This window comes from Marinobacter sp. DUT-1, assembly GCF_050379415.1.
GTDB lineage: Bacteria > Pseudomonadota > Gammaproteobacteria > Pseudomonadales > Oleiphilaceae > Marinobacter.
Window position 1 is genome coordinate 674,050 of record NZ_JBNRLS010000001.1, and the last position, 15,906, is coordinate 689,955.

11 protein-coding genes are annotated in these 15,906 nt (G+C 60.7%); 3 read left to right on the forward strand and 8 right to left on the reverse strand.

Annotated features, from left to right (window positions below; translation table 11 throughout):
* The first annotated feature begins 131 nt into the window (after nucleotides 1–131).
* The gene (gene astE / locus ACQUTG_RS03145) at nucleotides 132–1,184 is read left to right on the forward strand and encodes a succinylglutamate desuccinylase (protein WP_428917994.1); all 1,053 of its coding nucleotides are present in this window, start codon (nucleotides 132–134) and stop codon (nucleotides 1,182–1,184) included.
* A gap of 192 nt (nucleotides 1,185–1,376) precedes the next feature.
* Here the strand turns inward: astE and ACQUTG_RS03150 are convergent, their stop codons facing one another.
* Entirely contained in the window at nucleotides 1,377–4,403 is a 3,027-nt protein-coding gene (locus tag ACQUTG_RS03150) for an efflux RND transporter permease subunit (protein ID WP_428917995.1), read from the reverse strand.
* Nucleotides 4,400–5,482: an efflux RND transporter periplasmic adaptor subunit gene (locus ACQUTG_RS03155; protein ID WP_428917996.1), complete on the reverse strand. Its 1,083-nt coding sequence runs from the start codon at nucleotides 5,480–5,482 to the stop codon at nucleotides 4,400–4,402. The genes ACQUTG_RS03150 and ACQUTG_RS03155 overlap by 4 nt, the downstream gene beginning before the upstream one ends.
* A gap of 163 nt (nucleotides 5,483–5,645) precedes the next feature.
* On the opposite strand from ACQUTG_RS03155, the gene ACQUTG_RS03160 reads away from it, so the two are divergent.
* A complete protein-coding gene (locus ACQUTG_RS03160) occupies nucleotides 5,646–6,281 on the forward strand; it encodes a TetR/AcrR family transcriptional regulator (RefSeq protein ID WP_428917997.1) in 636 nt (211 codons plus the stop codon).
* Nucleotides 6,282–6,291: 10 nt separating this feature from the next.
* On the opposite strand, the gene astB is transcribed toward ACQUTG_RS03160, so the two are convergent.
* From astB to ACQUTG_RS03190, 6 genes are all read right to left on the reverse strand, one after another.
* The gene (astB, locus tag ACQUTG_RS03165) at nucleotides 6,292–7,632 is read right to left on the reverse strand and encodes an N-succinylarginine dihydrolase (RefSeq protein WP_428917998.1); all 1,341 of its coding nucleotides are present in this window, start codon (nucleotides 7,630–7,632) and stop codon (nucleotides 6,292–6,294) included.
* Between the two features lie 13 nt (nucleotides 7,633–7,645).
* On the reverse strand, nucleotides 7,646–9,121 hold the full coding sequence (astD, locus tag ACQUTG_RS03170) for a succinylglutamate-semialdehyde dehydrogenase (RefSeq protein ID WP_428917999.1): 1,476 nt from the start codon (nucleotides 9,119–9,121) through the stop codon (nucleotides 7,646–7,648).
* A 42-nt stretch (nucleotides 9,122–9,163) separates the two neighbouring features.
* Complete coding sequence (gene astA, locus ACQUTG_RS03175) at nucleotides 9,164–10,297, reverse strand: arginine N-succinyltransferase (protein ID WP_428918000.1); 1,134 nt, start codon at nucleotides 10,295–10,297, stop codon at nucleotides 9,164–9,166.
* Nucleotides 10,298–10,325: 28 nt separating this feature from the next.
* Complete coding sequence (locus tag ACQUTG_RS03180) at nucleotides 10,326–11,342, reverse strand: arginine N-succinyltransferase (RefSeq protein WP_428918001.1); 1,017 nt, start codon at nucleotides 11,340–11,342, stop codon at nucleotides 10,326–10,328.
* A gap of 180 nt (nucleotides 11,343–11,522) precedes the next feature.
* Complete coding sequence (locus ACQUTG_RS03185) at nucleotides 11,523–12,737, reverse strand: aspartate aminotransferase family protein (RefSeq protein WP_428918002.1); 1,215 nt, start codon at nucleotides 12,735–12,737, stop codon at nucleotides 11,523–11,525.
* 94 nt (nucleotides 12,738–12,831) lie between these two features.
* Complete coding sequence (locus ACQUTG_RS03190) at nucleotides 12,832–14,283, reverse strand: exonuclease domain-containing protein (RefSeq protein WP_428918003.1); 1,452 nt, start codon at nucleotides 14,281–14,283, stop codon at nucleotides 12,832–12,834.
* Nucleotides 14,284–14,446: 163 nt separating this feature from the next.
* Between ACQUTG_RS03190 and ACQUTG_RS03195 the strand changes: the two genes are divergently transcribed.
* The gene (locus tag ACQUTG_RS03195; RefSeq protein WP_428918004.1) at nucleotides 14,447–15,556 is read left to right on the forward strand and encodes a DcaP family trimeric outer membrane transporter; all 1,110 of its coding nucleotides are present in this window, start codon (nucleotides 14,447–14,449) and stop codon (nucleotides 15,554–15,556) included.
* Nucleotides 15,557–15,906 lie beyond the last annotated feature (350 nt).

Sequence of the window (15,906 nt, forward strand, 5' to 3'; positions counted from 1 at the left end):
AGTCGGTCTGTTTCCTTCCGGGAACCGCTACGAGCACGTCCATGTGCGCTTGTTTCAGGCCATCCCTGGCCTTCAACATTCCCGGAAGGAAACAGACCGACTGCCCCCAGACTCTTCAAGGGGATTCAGCTATGTCAGGTTTCAGTATGCTCTTTGATTCTTCCTCTGATTGGCTCGCACATACCCTTAACAACGCTTCTTCCGAACGGACGCCAGCCCTGACCCGGCTTCCGGATGGAACCGACATTGTTCGGCCATCCGTTGGAGTCCTTGAGCTTACTCCGGCCGCCACTCACTCCAATCCCAACCACGAAGCGCTGATTGTTTCCGCCGGAGTGCACGGTAACGAGACGGCGCCGATTGAGGTGCTGAATCAGCTTGTAAACGAACTCCTTGCCGGCGAGTGGACGCTTACTTGTCCGCTGCTGCTGATCCTGGGCAATCCACTGGCCATGGTTGCGGGTGAGCGATTTCTTGACGTCAACATGAACCGGTTGTTTGCCGGAGCCCATGGCCGGGACGAATATCGGGGGCTGCCCGAGGCCGCCCGGGCTTCGGAGCTTGAGCAGCTATGTCGGGAGTTTGCCCGGAAGCATTCAGGATTGGCGCTCAGTCATTACGATCTGCATACCGCAATCCGCCCTTCCCTTCGGGAGAAATTTGCGCTCTATCCGTTTGTTGAGGGGCGCGAGGTTCCTGCCGACCAGTGTCGCTTCTTGCTGGAGGCGGAGGTGGAGACGCTGCTTCTGCAGCACAAGGCCGGCACTACGTTTTCGTCGTTCACTTCCTCGGAACTGGGCGCGGAGAGTTTTACGGTGGAGCTCGGGAAGGTGCGGCCGTTCGGGCAGAATAATCTCGGCCGTTTTGCCGGTATCCGGGATGCGCTGCGGCGGCGGTTTCGGGGGGAGACTGCGCCTGCGCAATCGTCTGATACTGAACACCTCACCATCTTCGAGGTCGTCCATGAGATTCTGAACACCGGCGAGAATTTCCGGTTCCACATTCCTGACGACGTGGCCAATTTCACCGAATACGATCCCGGTACGGTGATTTGGGAAGATGAGGAAACCTGTTATCGGGTGGGTGCGGTGCCGGAGGCGATTGTGTTTCCTAACCGTGAGGTGCCGGTGGGCCAGCGGGTTGGCTTGATGATCCGAGCCAGGGCTAGCGGCCAGGGAAGGTGAAGATGGGGTCAGATGAAAGCTTTCATCAGACCCCGATCGACCCTGGAGCCAGCCACCACCCAAAGGGTCTGCCCACCCCAGGGGTCTGAAGAAAACCTTCTTCTGACCCCAAGTTCAATCAATCCCCGAAGCCAAACCCAGACTCCGGGGTCTGAAGAAAGCCTTCTTCTGGCCCCATTTTCACCCCCCCCCTCACGCCGGCGCATTCTCCGGCTCCGGCACTTTCTCCCGAATCACCTGCACACAAACCGATGGCACCACCAACAGCGTGAGCACGGTGGAGGCCAGCAACCCCGAAATAATCGCCCAGGCCATCGGCGGCCACAGCGTGCTGCTGGAGAAGGCCAGCGGCAGCAGGCCGGCGACGGTGGTGGCGGTGGTGAGCAAGATCGGGCGGGTACGCTGTTCGACCGCGCTCCGGACGGCATCGCGGATTGCCCTGCCCTTTTCCAGTTCCCGGTCCATGACGTCCAGCAACACGATGGCGTTGTTGACCACGATACCCACCAGGGCGATGACACCCAGCAGGGACTGGAAACCGAACGGCGAGCCGGACAGCACCAGCCCCGGAAAGATGCCGACGGCCGCAAGGGGCACGGTCAGCAGGATGACGCCCACCCGGCGGAAGGAGTTGAACTGCAGCAGCAGGAAGAACAGTAGCAACAGCACACCGATGGGTGCGGCTTTGAGCAGGGCGCCGTTGGCATCGCCGGAGCCTTCGGCGTCGCCGCCCATTTCCATCCGGGTTCCCTCAGGCAGAGGGTGGTTTTCAAGCCCGGCATAGAGGCCAGCCAGTGCCTGGCTAAAGCTGTAGTCCTTGAGCAGGTTGGCGGTGACGGTATTAACCGGAACACCGTCCCGGAGGTATCGGACGGCGGGCTCCCAACGGGTCTCCACGTTAGCTACCGCCGCCAAAGGCACGGCATCGCCATTGCTGTTGTAGATGTTGACCGACAACAGGCGGGACAGGGGCAATGAGGTGCCTTCGCGGGATCGCAGGACCAGGGGAATGGGATCGTCTTCCTGACGGTAACGTTCAGCCACGACGCCAAAGCTCTGCCCGTAAAGGCTCTGAGCCACGTCGGCACGGGTCAGGCCATAACGGGCGGCGGAGGCATCATCAACGTTGATGACGATGCTGGGCACACCGATATCGAGGTCGTGGCGGACATCCACCGTTCCCGGTACACCTCGAAGGGTCGCGAATACCTGCTCAACCGCTTCGGTCCGTTTGGCATCGTTGGCATGGTAGATGCGGATTTCCACCGGCGCCGCGCGCGGTGGCCCCTGCCCCAGCACACCCACGGTGAGGTCCAGCTCGGGCATCTGTTCACTGGCATGGGCCCGTACCCAGCGCACCATGTTGGTGGTATCGGCCAGGGTCGGTGTACGAATGACCAGGCGGGCCCGGTTGGGCGCCTGGGGGGCGCGCTGGAGGTTGTAATAGAAACTCGGGCCGGTAAAACCGACGAAACGGTGAACCTCCAGGGCTTCGGGTTGGGTCCGGATGGCCTGTTCCAGGCGGGCGGCGGCCTCGGCGGTGCGACCCTGGTCAGTGCCTTCGGGCATGTAAAGCTCAACAATCACCCGGGGGCGGTCGGCATTTGGGAAGAACTGCTGGGCCGTGAAGGGCGTCAGGGCGATGCTGATCGCTACCAGTAGCGCTCCGGCGGCAATCAGCCTTTTCGGGTTGTTCGCCACCAACCCGCCCAGGAACCGGGCCAGGCCGATCAACCGGTCACGGTGCAGGTTTTTCCGTGGTTTCAGGAACCGGGCCGCCAACAACGGCACCGCCGAGATCGCCAGCAGGTAGCTGACGGACAGCGTCAGCATGATCATCACCGGCACGCCACGGGTAAAGTCGGCCGCGCCACCCTTGGACAGCAGCAGGGGCGCGAATGCAGCCAGGGTGGTGCCGGTAGAGGCGCCCAGTGGCCCGGCCAACTCACTCACTGCCTTGCGCAGGGCATCGAGCCGGCGCATGCCCTGGTCCAGGTGGCCCTGGATGTTCTCCACGATGACGATGGCGTTGTCGATCAGGATTCCCAGCGAGATCACCATGCCGATAACCGCCACCTGGTGCAGCACACCGCCGCCGAGGTCGTACAGGCCGATACTGATCATGGCCACCATGGGCAGGATGGAGGCAACCAGCAATCCCATGCGTAACCCCATGCCGGTGAAAACCACGCCGACAATAATCAGGACGGACAGCACCAGGCTCCAGGCCAGATTGTCCAGCCGCTCTTCCACCTTGTCGGGCTGGAAGAACATCTCCCGGATCTCGTAGGGGGTGAAATCCGGGCGCAGCTGTTCGAGCCGTTGGCGCACCTGCTCACCAAAGCGGATGGCATCGGTGGTGCCCTCCTCCATGATGAGGGACACCAGTACCACCCGCTCACCGTCGTACCAGGTCTCGGGCTGGCGCGGTTCGGCCGGGCCTCGCCAGACGTCGGCCGCAGCCGCCAGCGGTACCTGGGAGCCGTCAGGCAATTCGATGGGTGTGGCGCGGATGGCGTCAATATCGGCAAATTCACTGTTGGGCAGGACCGACAACCGGCGGCCGTCCACCACCACGAACCCACCGGGAATGGTCTGGTTGCGCCTTGCCAGGGTATCCAGTACCCGGGAGGGTGAGATGCCCAGACGGAACAACGCGGCATCATCGAGGGCCAGGGTAATCTGCTCATCGGCGTCGCCCTCCAGTTCAATCCGGGACACACCGGGGATATCCGCCAGATTGCGTTTCAGCCGTTCAGCGACTGTCGAGAGCTCCGTCACCGACGGAGAGCCTCCAACGGCCAGAACGATGGCTGGTATATCAATCAGGCGGTCGTCCAGGGCCATCTGCCCCACGTCATCGGGGAAATCCAGCCTCGCCCGGTCCATGGCCTGACGGACCCGGTCCCAGGCCGGATCCGTGTCATAGATATGATCTTCCAGGCGCAGCTTCATCAAGGCCACCCCGGTGCGCGCCGTGCCCTGACTGAACTCCACTTCCTCCACCTGGCGCAGCTCATCGGCAAGGGGCTGCAGGACCAACCGCTCCACCGCCCCGGCACTGGCACCCGGATAGTTCACTGTAATCATGCCCGCCCGGTAGGGAAAAGAGGGATCCTCCTGCCGGGGCATGGTGCTGTAGGCGGCAATCCCGAGCAGGCACAGCATGGTCACGACCATGCCCAGCAGTCGCTGGCCGTTCAGCAGCCGGCGAGTCATCGGCGGATCTCCACGGTATCGCCGTCCGCCAGCCGGGTCATGCCAGCGTAGACCACCTGGTCACCCGGCGTCAGTGCTTCGGAGCGCACTGCCACCTGCTCGCCGACAATGCGCTGAACCTGCACCGGAACACGGTCGGCCCGGTCATCGCGAACCCGGAATACGCTGGTCCCTTCGGGGTCGCGGAGAACGGCCAGCAAAGGCACTGTCATTGCCGGAACACTGGTTGGGGTAATCCCTATTTCCACCGGCTGCCCGGGCTCCAGCGATGCTTCCGGCAGGCTGACCAGTACCGGGTGGAGTTCACCCCGGATCGCACTGCCCTGGGCAATTTCAACTACCGATCCCGTCACCGCGGGCAGATTCCGGTCATGGACCGCCCACACCGGCAACGTTTGCCCGAGGCTGACGTGGTCCAGCAGATAAGCTGGCACCCGCACTTCCACTTCCCGGCCACTGGGAGAGGACAACCGCATAACCGGCTGACCTGCAGCCACAAACTCGTCTTTCTCCACCAAAAGGGCTTCAATGCGGCCGGCGAAAGGAGCCTTCAGGGTGCTCTCGTCCAGCAACTGCATTGCCTCCGCCAGGGAGGCTTCGGCCGTGGCAACACTGGCTTTCAGACTATCCCGCCGGGCGGCGAGCTGTTCCAGCGCCTGTTCCGAGACCACACCCCGCTCATGCAGGCGGCTGGAACGTTCCCACTCGCGCGCCGCCTGTTCGTACTGGGTCACCAGTTCCTGGAGCCGGGCACGGGCCGAATCCGTGGCCGGCTCCAGGGCCGGATTATAGACGCGGGCCAGCACGTCCCCGGCGTTCACGCGTTCACCCAGCTCAACGGACCGCTCCCTGAGAGTACCGCTGACCTGGAAGGTCAGGGTCGCCCGCTGCGCCGCCTGAACGATGCCCGAGAAACGGAGAGGCACCCCCTCTTCGACGCCACCGGATACCTCCGCTACGCGGACGGAAACCACCGTGGGTTTGGCTTCCGATGAAACTTCACCTGCCTTGCAGCCGGCCAGCAACAATGAGAACAGCGCAACGGGAACGGCCGCTGCGACAAGTCGATGCATTTTCATAACCGATCCTTCCATCCCTGCCTTCAGATAGGGGCAACCGCATCCGTGGATTACCGCATCCATTTTTAAGACATCATGTCATTCTTTGACAAATTGTCAATAATCGGTTTTTATCGGGTTTCAGGTATTATGATCTGGCTGTTTGAACCAACCGGAAAGCCCCATGAGTGAACCACTGAAATCCCGCCGCGAACGCGAAAAGCAGGCCCGCTACGACGCCATTCTGAACGCCGCGGAACTGGTGTTCTCCGAGAAGGGGTATGACAAGACCTCGATGGACGACATCGCCCGCACCGCCAGCCTGAGCCGTGCCCTGCTGTACGTGTACTTCAAGGACAAAGCCGCGATTCAGCGAGGGATCATGTTGCGGGCCGGCCAGAGCCTGGTAAGCCGATTCGAGGAAGCACGGAAAACGCAGAGCAAGGGACTGGCCCAGATCCGCGCCATGGGTGAAGCTTATTACCGGTTCTATCAGGACGAACCGGATTACTTCTCAGCCCTGACCAAGGCCTCCACCGCCATGGCCGATGCCGACGAAATCCAGGCACACGAAATGCTGTGCTCCAAGAACGAGCTGATGAAGCTGATGGTGGGCGCCATCGAGCAGGGGCTTGCCGATGGCACCATGAGCCGGGAACGGATTCGCGATCCCTTCGAGACCGCGCTCTACCTGCGCGGTGCCCTGCACGGGGTGATCCTGCTGTGCCAGGCGGAAATGGCCGAGGGCACCAGCGATTTTGCCGCAGACACCCTCATCCGGCACACCATGGACATGCTGACCTCATCGATCAGCGCGTAAGACTAGAAACTCAAAGCTGGAAGTCGTAGATCGAGCCGAGCCCCAGGATACCGGTAAGCTCATCCAGTGCCTTGCGCACCTCTTCCAGCAACATGGGATCGCCCAGATCCTCCTGGGACAGCTCATCCCGGTAGTGCGCTTCTACCCAGGTGGTCAATCGCTCATACAACTGGTCCGTGAGGATCACCCCCCGGTTGATCGCCTTGAGCTCATCGTCGGTCAGTACCACCCGCAATCTCAGGCAGGCCGGACCACCACCATTCCTCATGGACTGCTTGACATCAAACACCTCCACCGAGGTGATCGGGCCGCCAGAGGCCACCAGGGAGTCCAGGTAACGGCTGACCGTGGGAATTTCCCGGCACTCGCCCGGGACCGCCAGCAGCATGCCGTCGGGCGTATTCAGCAGCTGGCTGTTGAACAGATAGGAGGCGACCGCATCTTCCAGGGGCACGTCAGCGCTACTGACTCTGACCGCCTCCAGCTCCGCTCCGGAAAGCCGGGAACGGATATCCGCCAAGACCCGCTCCTCTTCCAGGAACGCCAGCTCGTGGTAGAACAGGGTGTTGCCATTGCCGACGGCGATGACGTCATTGTGGAACACGCCGGCATCAATCGCGGCCGGGTTCTGCTGGGCAAACACCAGGTTCCGGTCCCCCAGGCCGTGCAGCCGGGCAATCGCCTGTGATGCTTCCAGAGTCTGCCGGGCCGGGTATTTCGCAGGCGCCGGGGCCTCTTCGTTGAAGGCAATCTGACCATACACAAACAGCTCCACGCCGGGCTCGCCATAACCGCTACACAGCCGGGTATGGTTGGCGGCGCCTTCATCCCCGAAATGGCTGACCGACGGCAACGTCGGGTGGTGGGCGAAGTAGCTCTCGTCCGTGAAGATGGCTTTCAGGGCGCGACCGGTCACTTCGTGCTCGATGGACCGGTGGAACTTGGCGCTCAGATTCGCCGGCGTGAAGTGCACCCGGTGATCGGCGGTATCGGCGCTGGGTGAAACCGTCGCGGCGTTGGCAGTCCACATGGGCGACGCGGAGGAAACCGCCGCCAGGACCGATGGCGCCTCGGCCGTTGCTTTCTTCAGGATCTCCGCATCGGAGCCGGTAAACCCGATAGCCCGCAGGGTCGGAAGGTGTGGCCGTTCGTGGGGCGGCAGGATGCCCTGCACATAGCCCCGGTCGGCCAGCCGTTTCATCTTGGCCAGACCCTGGAGTGCCGCCTCCTTCGGATTGGACACTGAACGGACATTGGATTTGGAGGCGACATTGCCCCAGGACAACCCGGCATAGTTGTGGGTGGGCCCGACCAGGCCATCAAAGTTTGCTTCCACCGCGTGTTGACTCATGCTTCCGCTTCCGTCAGTCAAAGTTCAGACCCGGCGCCAGGCTCTCGGGCAGTTCGCTCTTACGGGCTTCCAGTGAGGCCATCGGCCAGGCACAGTAATCGGCGGCATAGTAGGCGCTGGGGCGATGGTTGCCGCTGGCGCCAACACCACCGAAGGGTGCGGCACTGCTGGCACCGGTCAGGGGCCGGTTCCAGTTGACGATGCCGGCCCGAACCTCTTGCACCAGCCGGTCGTAGAGCTTGCGGTCGTCGGACAGCAGGCCGGCTGACAGGCCATAGCGGGTATTGTTGGCCAGCTCCAGCGCCTCATCGAAGCTCTTGTATCGGTGGACCGTGAGCAGCGGACCAAAGAACTCCTCATCGGTCAGTTCCAGGCCGGTGGCGTCGACAATCCCCGGCGACAACAGCCCGGTATCCGGCTTCAGCTGTTTCATCTCCAGCAGCGACTTGCCGCCCTGCTCCAGCATGCTCGCCTGGGCCGCCAGCAGCTTTTCCGCCGCTTCCACGGAGATCACCGAGCCCATGAACGGCTGGGGATCGGCATCGAATTCACCAACTTTGATTTTGCCGGCCACCTCTATGAGGCGTTCCAGGAACTGGTCCCCTTTCTTGCCCTTGGGCACCAGCAACCGCCGGGCACAGGTGCAGCGCTGCCCCGCTGAGAGAAACGCGGACTGGAGCGCATGGTGCACGGCGCCGTCCACATCCGCCACATCCTGGACGATCAGCGGGTTGTTGCCACCCATTTCCAGGGCCAGGATTTTCTCGGGTTGGCCGCCGAACTGCTGATGCAACAGGTGACCCACGGTGGAGCTGCCGGTGAAGAACAGGCCGTCAATCATGGGGTGGCTTGCCAGGGACTTGCCGGTTGCCGCGGCGCCCTGAACCAGGTTGATCACGCCATCGGGCAGCCCGGCCTTTTCCCAGTATTTGACGGTCATTTCCGCAACGCCCGGTGTCAGCTCGCTGGGCTTGAACACCACCGTATTGCCCGCCAGCAACGCCGGAACAATGTGACCATTGGGCAAATGGCCCGGGAAGTTGTAGGGACCGAAGACAGCCACCACCCCGTGGGGCCGGTGCCGCAGAACGGCGTGGCCGCCGGCCACATCAGACTCGGTGTGACCGGTACGCTCGTTGTAGGCCTTGATGGAGATCGCCACCTTGCCAATCATCGCGGCCACCTCGGTGCGGGATTCCCACAACGGCTTGCCGGTCTCCAGGCCGATCTGGTGCGCCAGGTCTTCCTTGTGCGTTTCCAGCTGATCACGGAAAGCCTCAACCACCGCCTGCCGCTCGGCAAAACTCTTGCGCTGCCATTTTACAAATGCATTGCGGGCTTCACGGACGGCGGCATCGACGTCTTCCAGGTTGGCGCCGGTGCCGTCCCATACAGTCTCCCCCGTGACCGGTTGTACGGACTCGAAAGGTAGACCGTGACCAGTCAGCCACAATCCGTCGATAAAGATTTCACCTGTCAGATTCGCCATGATTCCAAACCTCCCGGTCCTGGAGTTACTGTCATCCGCGCCTCAGTCCCACGATGAATGGCTGCGGTACTGCTTGTTCCTGCTCTGGGATAGTTCATCAGTATTTTCGCTTTCCCTATGAAAGTGAATGGGCCAGAAACCGCCTTCTTTCAAGGGCGCGAGGCGCACTGAATCCCCGGATTGTACCTGCAGGGCTTCCGCCATCTCTGGTGGCATCCGGACCGTTTCGGGCCCGATGTACCGTGTCGGCAGCGTGGTCACCCGAAAATCCCGGAACGACCGGTTCGAGACCATCATCCGTTCCGTCGGCGGTGCCTCCAGGCTGATCGGTTTCCTGGTTACCAGAACGTAGCGATTGACACTTTCCCGGATGGTGCGGATGTTGTGCACAAACGCTTCCACTACCGGGCCACCGTCGAAAATGTCCACCAGACCATTAAAGTTGAAGCCTTCCGCCTGCAGCATCTTCAGTGCGGGCACGGTGTTCTCGTGCACCCGGCCGATGACTGCACGCGCCGAGTCCGGCAGCATCGGCACATAGATCGGATACTTGGGCATCAATTCAGCGATAAAGGATTTGTCGCCCAGCCCGGAGAGCTTGTCCGCTTCGCTGAATTCCATGTCGAAGAACTTGGCACCAAGCGCGTCCCAGAGCGGGCTCTGGCCGTTGCTGTCGGACACGCCCCGCATTTCGGCAAACACCTTCTCGGAAAAATGCTTGCGGAAGTCGTCCAGGTACATGAACCGGCAGCGGGACAGCAGCAGCCCATTACCGCCGCCCTGGTACTGCTTCGATAGCAGCAGCGAGCAGATTTCACTGGTGTCGGTCATGTCATTGGACAACTGGAGTGTCGGGGTGCGCACGTGCACTCCCAGCTCCCGGGAGGCATTAACGGTGAGGCTCAGGCGATAGTTATAGAATACCTCGTCCAGCCCGACCCGGGCCTGGATGCCACTGATCCCGGCTGCCTTGCCGGTTTCGGTGTCCTCCAGCGCAAACAGGTACAGGCCCGCCTCGGGCGCACAGCGCTGGTTGAAGGTTTCACGGGCGTGATCAATCTTTCGCTGCAACAACGCCCGGTCAGCGGGCAGCGTGGTCAGGCCTTTGCCCGCGTTCTGGGCCATTGTGTAGAGGTCATCGAGATCGTTCTGTTGTAGCGGCCGGATTACCAGCATGGGCAGGCCTCCTGGTTGCGGCTCCGGTTCATAGTGGCGCAATCCTTACGGTGTCACCGGCACTCTTGTTGAGTACTTGCCAGGTGCGGACCGGAACTTTCAGTTTGTCTTCGAGGGTTTCCGCTACTGGCGTCACGGTACATCTGAACTGATCGCCCTCTCCTGCCGCGATCAGGCAAGTTTCACCGGCATCCTCGTGGCTGCCATGCAACTCCTTGCGGGTGCTGGTGACCAGTGTGCGCAGGCCGTCGGTTCGGGCTTCGAGCACCGGGCCGGCATCAAAGATATCGAGGTAGCAGCCGGCATGAAAACCTTCCCGCTGTAAAAGTTCCAGATTGGGGACGGTGAGTTTGTGCGGCTGCCCCAGGGCTTCCTGCGCTTTGGGGCTGAGCAGGGTCACGTAGATAGGATTGGGAGGCATCAGTTCGGCGATAAAGGTCTTGCTGAGCGTCCCCGAATACTGGTCCGCGGTCTGGAAATCCATGTTGAAGAAGTGCCGGCCGAGGCTGTCCCAGAAGGGCACGCTGCCATCGTCTTCCTGTACGCCCTGGATCTCGACCACCATACGGGCGTTGAACCATGCCCTGTGCTCGGCGATAAACATCAGTCTGGCCCGGGACAGCAGTTCGAAGGCGTCGGTATTGCGCAGTTCGGGTTTGATGGCGAAGGAGCACAGCAGGCTCTGGTCGGTCAGGCCGTGGCTGGGGTACAGGACTTCGACCCGGCGGGAAACTCCGAGTTCATGGGAGGCGTGGATCAGTGCATCCCGGCGGTAGTTGTAGAATGGCTGGCCATTGCCGGCACGCGTGTCGATGCCGGCGGTGCCGAGGATTTCGCCGGTGTCGGTGTTTTCGAGGACGAAGAGGAACCTCGGGGGTTCGTCGGACGTGGTTTTGCCGGCGAAGGAGTCCAGGGAGTGCCGGATTTTGCTGGCCAGGGCTTCCTTCTGTTTCGGGAGCGTGGAGGACATTCTCGCGCCCTGGGTGCCTGCGATTTCCAGGATCGGTTCCAGATCAGCTGGGGTTGCCGGACGGACTAGCCACATAGTTGCTCCCTGATTGTTCTTGGTCTGGGCATTCCCTAAGGTTCGGAAGTGCCTGCCCGGCCGAAGCCCGGTACCACCTTCCGGGAACCGCTACGAGCACGTCCATGTGCGCTTGTTTCAGGCCATCCCTGGCCTTCAACATTCCCGGAAGGTGGTACCGGGCTCCGGCCTACTTCTGGTTCAGGCCGTCACCTTCTCAACGGCCCGCTCGAAACGCTCTAACGCTTCTTCAATATCCTGATCCGGGATGATGAGTGACGGCGCCAGGCGGACAACGTTTCCGCCGGCGACCAGTACCATTACGCCTTCATCGAGACCGGCGTTCAGGAAGTCCTTGGCCTTGCCCTGCCATTTTTCGGTCAATACACAACCCAGCAGCAGACCGGCACCGCGGACTTCGCTGAAAATGCCGTAACGCTCGCCGATATCCATCATGCCCTTGCGGAGTTTGTCGGAGCGGGCTTTGACGCCCTTGAGGATTTCCGGCTGGCTGATGGTGTCGACCACTTTCTGGGCTACCGCACAGGCCAAAGCGTTGCCGCCGTATGTGCTGCCGTGGGTGCCGACGCCGAGGCTGGCGGCGATTTTGGCAGTGGTGAGCATGGCCGCCACCGGGAAGCCGCCGCCGAGGCTTTTGGCGCTGGAAAGGATGTCCGGGGTGACGTCGTACATTTGGTAGGCGTACAGGTGGCCGGTGCGGCCGACGCCGGTCTGGACTTCATCGAAGACCAGCAGGGCGTCGTTTTCGTCGCACAGGTCGCGCAGACCTTTGAGAAATTCGGGATCAGCCGGCATGACTCCGCCTTCGCCCTGGATAGGCTCAACCACTACGGCGCAGGTTTTCTCTTTGGAGATCAGGGCCTTGACGGATTCCAGGTTGTTGTACTCGGCGTGATGGATACCACCCGGAGCCGGTTCGAAGCCTTCCAGGTACTTGGGCTGGCCACCCACGCTGACGGTGAACAGGGTGCGGCCGTGGAAGGAGTTGGTGAACGAGATGATTTCGTTCTTCTCCGGGCCGTAATGTTCCCACGCGTACCGGCGGGCCAGTTTGAAGGCGGCTTCGTTGGCTTCGCCGCCGGAGTTGGCGAAGAATACCCGTTCGGCGAATGTGAGGTCGCACAGGGTCTTGGCCAGGCGCAGCGCTGGCTCGTTGGTCATGACGTTGGACAGATGCCAGATTTTCTCGGCCTGGTCATGAAGTGCGCCAATGAGCCCGGGGTGGGAGTGACCAAGGCAGGTCACGGCGATGCCACCCTGGAGATCCACGAACTCCCGACCTTCCTGGTCCCAGATGCGAGAGCCTTCGCCACGTACCGGGATGATGTTCCCGGGGGCGTAGTTGGGCACCATGACTTCATCAAACAGTTCGCGGGAAACGGGCTCTTTGTTCATAAATCTCTCTCAACGGGATCCAAACCTTTAACATAGCAGGCAATGTTTCAGATTCGCACTAGGTAGGAGTGCGGACCGTTCCATAATACGCCACTCAGGGCATAAGCACATCCGGAGTGCCTGTGTACGGTAACTCGATCAGGCGTCTGGACTTTCCGTCACGCCCCATCAGTGTCTTGACCAACAGTTTGTAGGAATCGAGGTCAAAGGTCACGGCCTGACCGCTCAGGAAGAGGTCACGGAGTTCGTCTTCGTGGTGAACGCTGGCAACGTGTATCCAGTTGTAGACCACCAGAATGTCCGTCCGCCCGGTTTTCTCGTTGCGCTCGACGATGCCGACCGGTCCCTGCCAGGGCCAGGTTGTCAGGCGCAGGCCGTGGAAGGCGACCTGCATCCGCAGATTGTAGCGAACGACATCCTCCTCCCCTTCACAGGCGCCCTTGCAGCGGCCGAGAGAACGCTGGAAGCAGGCGCCTTCGCTCGCAGGCTCCAAGCCCAGTAGCTGGTTGCACAGTTCGTTTTTAGCCGCGATGCCGCTGAGCGCGCGTTCCGCATCCCGCTTGCTCCGGAACAGCCCGAAATAGTCTCCGAGCCGGTGCGGTTCGATTTCCCGCACCAACCTTGCCTGGAGATAGCCCGACTCGTTCGTTGTCAGCTCGATGCTGACCAGATTTTTTGCCGCCCGGGAGCGACGGTTGAACATGGGCTTGAGAGTCTTGATCTGTTTCAGTTCCAGCAGCAGCGCACCAAGCTCGCCGGCCGTCTCCGTCCACTCGACCCGGCGCAGGCTTTCGGACATCCGTACGCCGCGGCTGGAGTTGTGGTCCCCGGAAAAATGAGAGGCGACCCGCTGGGCGATATTGGTGCTCTTTCCGACATAGAGCAGCACATCGTTCTCACCATAGAACCGGTACACCCCCGGCACCCGCGGCAGCTCATCCATCATGCCTGGCGGCAGGTTAGAGGGCACGCTGGGCTTTTGCAGCAGTTCCCGGATCGCCGTTTCCATAGGCCCGTCCCCATGGTCCTTCCGGGCATGCTCGAAAAACGCGAGCATCGCGGACACATCACCCATTGCCCGGTGGCGCTGAACCTGCGCCAGGGCATGACGTGCAATCAGCGCATCCATGTTGTGGCGCCGGAATTCCGGATACAGCCGCCTTGAGAGCTTCACCGTGCACAGCACCCGGGCCGAGAACATCCGGCCCAGACGCCGGAATTCGGATTTAATGAAGCCGTAATCAAAGCGCGCGTTGTGGGCCACAAACACACAATCCTTCAACCGCGCTTCCAGCTCATCGGCCACCTCCCCGAACAACGGCGCCCGGGCCACCATCTCATTGCTGATGCCGGTAAGCCGTTCAATAAACGGGGAAATCCGGGTTTCCGGATTGATCAGCGTCTGCCACTCCCCGACCACCTCCCCGGCCCGCCAGAACCGGATACCGATTTCCGTTATGCGGTCATGGGACGAATTGCCCCCGGTGGTTTCAATATCCAGAAACGCAAAGGTGTTGTCTGTAAGGTATGTACTTTGGGAGGTCATTGCTCACCATTACGACGAAAGGTCAACCGCAGATGTCTGTATATCAACGAAAATCGACTATAGACATTCGTCTAAATAATCGACGAATTTATTTGAATTGTCATGGATTCGTAACTACCTTGTTTGTGGGTCCAACAACAACAAATGTGTGGAGACAACAACGATGCAAAGTAATAACAAACTGAGAATGGCAATTCGTGCGACGGCAGCTGCAACCATCTTCGGTATGGCAGCCCAGGCACAAGCCTTCAGCTTCAGCGCTGGCGACGTGGATGCGAGCGTTTACGGTTACGCCCGTCTGAACATGAGCTATGACATGGATGAAAATGTCGCAAACTCAGGTCACCGCGGGGGCACTTTCCCAACTATCGATGATAGCCAGGACGTAGACGGCCATTTTGGTGCCGCTGCTTCCCAGAGCCGGATTGGTGTGAAAGCCACTCACGCTAATGGCGTCATGGTGAATATCGAAGGCGACTTCATGGGTGCGGATTATACAGGTGGAGCCCTTCGCCTTCGTCACGCCTACGGTTCCTACAATGGCGTTCTGGCTGGCCAGACCTGGTCCAACTACAATAGCTTTGTCGCCTATACCCCAACTCTGGACTTTGACGGCGTGGTAGGCCAAGGGGGCTATGGATCACGTACTGCCCAGCTTCGTTACACAACCGGACCTTTGTCGTTCGCTATCGAGGACCCTAAAGGCGGTGGTTTCGCCAACAGCAAAAACGGCATGCCGGCTCTGAGTGCACGACTGGAAGACAGTGCTGGCGGGTTCTCCTACGCTGCTGCTGCACTGGTCAAGCAGAACGCTTACGATACTGGCACCACTGACGACACGGCTATGGGATATGCGGCGTTTGGCGCTGCGAGTATGGCCCTGTCCGACATGATCACCATCCGGGGCGTAATCAACTATACTGATGGCGCTAATGGTTACCTGTACCGCTCTGGCGGCGCGGATGCCTACATTGACCCCACCACCGGCGACCTGGAGACTATTACCGGCGTGGGCGGTAGTGTTGGCGCCACTATCAGCCTTGGTGGCGGCCGCACCATTAATGCCACCTATGGCCAGACCATGCTGGACGTAGATGATCTGAACGACCCCACTGCTCTGGAAACAAACACAAACGCTTTCATTAACTACCAGTGGACGCCGATCGAGAACGTCATGATGGGTGTTGAGTACGGGTACTACAATGCTGAGAATCAGGGTGGCGAAGACGACGACGCTAACCGCCTGATGTTCGCAGCGCAATATAACTTCTAATCCTTCCTTTTTAGAAGTTAACTCGGAAAGGCCCCGGCATTTGCCGGGGCTTTTTCGTTTCTGGGAGAGAGCCTGGCTCTGATGCGACTCCGGGGTCTGATGAAAGCCTTCATCTGACCCCGTTTTGGAGGTCAGCGCCAAAGCTTTGGCAGTTAGTCCAAGAATGGGGTCAGAAGAAAGTGTTCTTCAGACCCCAGAGTAGCGCCTCGGCTCCAGGGATCGATCCAAGAAAGGGGTCAGAAGAAGGCTTTCTTCTGACCCCGGGCCGGCTGAACATTGCAGAAGTATCTGAGAAGCCAGAACGACAAAGGCCGGGGCCACGTTTCAGGACTGTTGAGGGCCAGGGACGG

What these genes read in the sequence shown, in the direction of transcription:
- astE (WP_428917994.1), top strand. Translation starts at nt 132, where the DNA reads ATGTCAGGTTTCAGTATGCTCTTTGATTCTTCCTCTGATTGGCTCGCA.
- ACQUTG_RS03150 (WP_428917995.1), bottom strand. Translation starts at nt 4,403, where the DNA reads ATGACTCGCCGGCTGCTGAACGGCCAGCGACTGCTGGGCATGGTCGTG.
- ACQUTG_RS03155 (WP_428917996.1), bottom strand. Translation starts at nt 5,482, where the DNA reads ATGAAAATGCATCGACTTGTCGCAGCGGCCGTTCCCGTTGCGCTGTTC.
- ACQUTG_RS03160 (WP_428917997.1), top strand. Translation starts at nt 5,646, where the DNA reads ATGAGTGAACCACTGAAATCCCGCCGCGAACGCGAAAAGCAGGCCCGC.
- astB (WP_428917998.1), bottom strand. Translation starts at nt 7,632, where the DNA reads ATGAGTCAACACGCGGTGGAAGCAAACTTTGATGGCCTGGTCGGGCCC.
- astD (WP_428917999.1), bottom strand. Translation starts at nt 9,121, where the DNA reads ATGGCGAATCTGACAGGTGAAATCTTTATCGACGGATTGTGGCTGACT.
- astA (WP_428918000.1), bottom strand. Translation starts at nt 10,297, where the DNA reads ATGCTGGTAATCCGGCCGCTACAACAGAACGATCTCGATGACCTCTAC.
- ACQUTG_RS03180 (WP_428918001.1), bottom strand. Translation starts at nt 11,342, where the DNA reads ATGTGGCTAGTCCGTCCGGCAACCCCAGCTGATCTGGAACCGATCCTG.
- ACQUTG_RS03185 (WP_428918002.1), bottom strand. Translation starts at nt 12,737, where the DNA reads ATGAACAAAGAGCCCGTTTCCCGCGAACTGTTTGATGAAGTCATGGTG.
- ACQUTG_RS03190 (WP_428918003.1), bottom strand. Translation starts at nt 14,283, where the DNA reads ATGACCTCCCAAAGTACATACCTTACAGACAACACCTTTGCGTTTCTG.
- ACQUTG_RS03195 (WP_428918004.1), top strand. Translation starts at nt 14,447, where the DNA reads ATGCAAAGTAATAACAAACTGAGAATGGCAATTCGTGCGACGGCAGCT.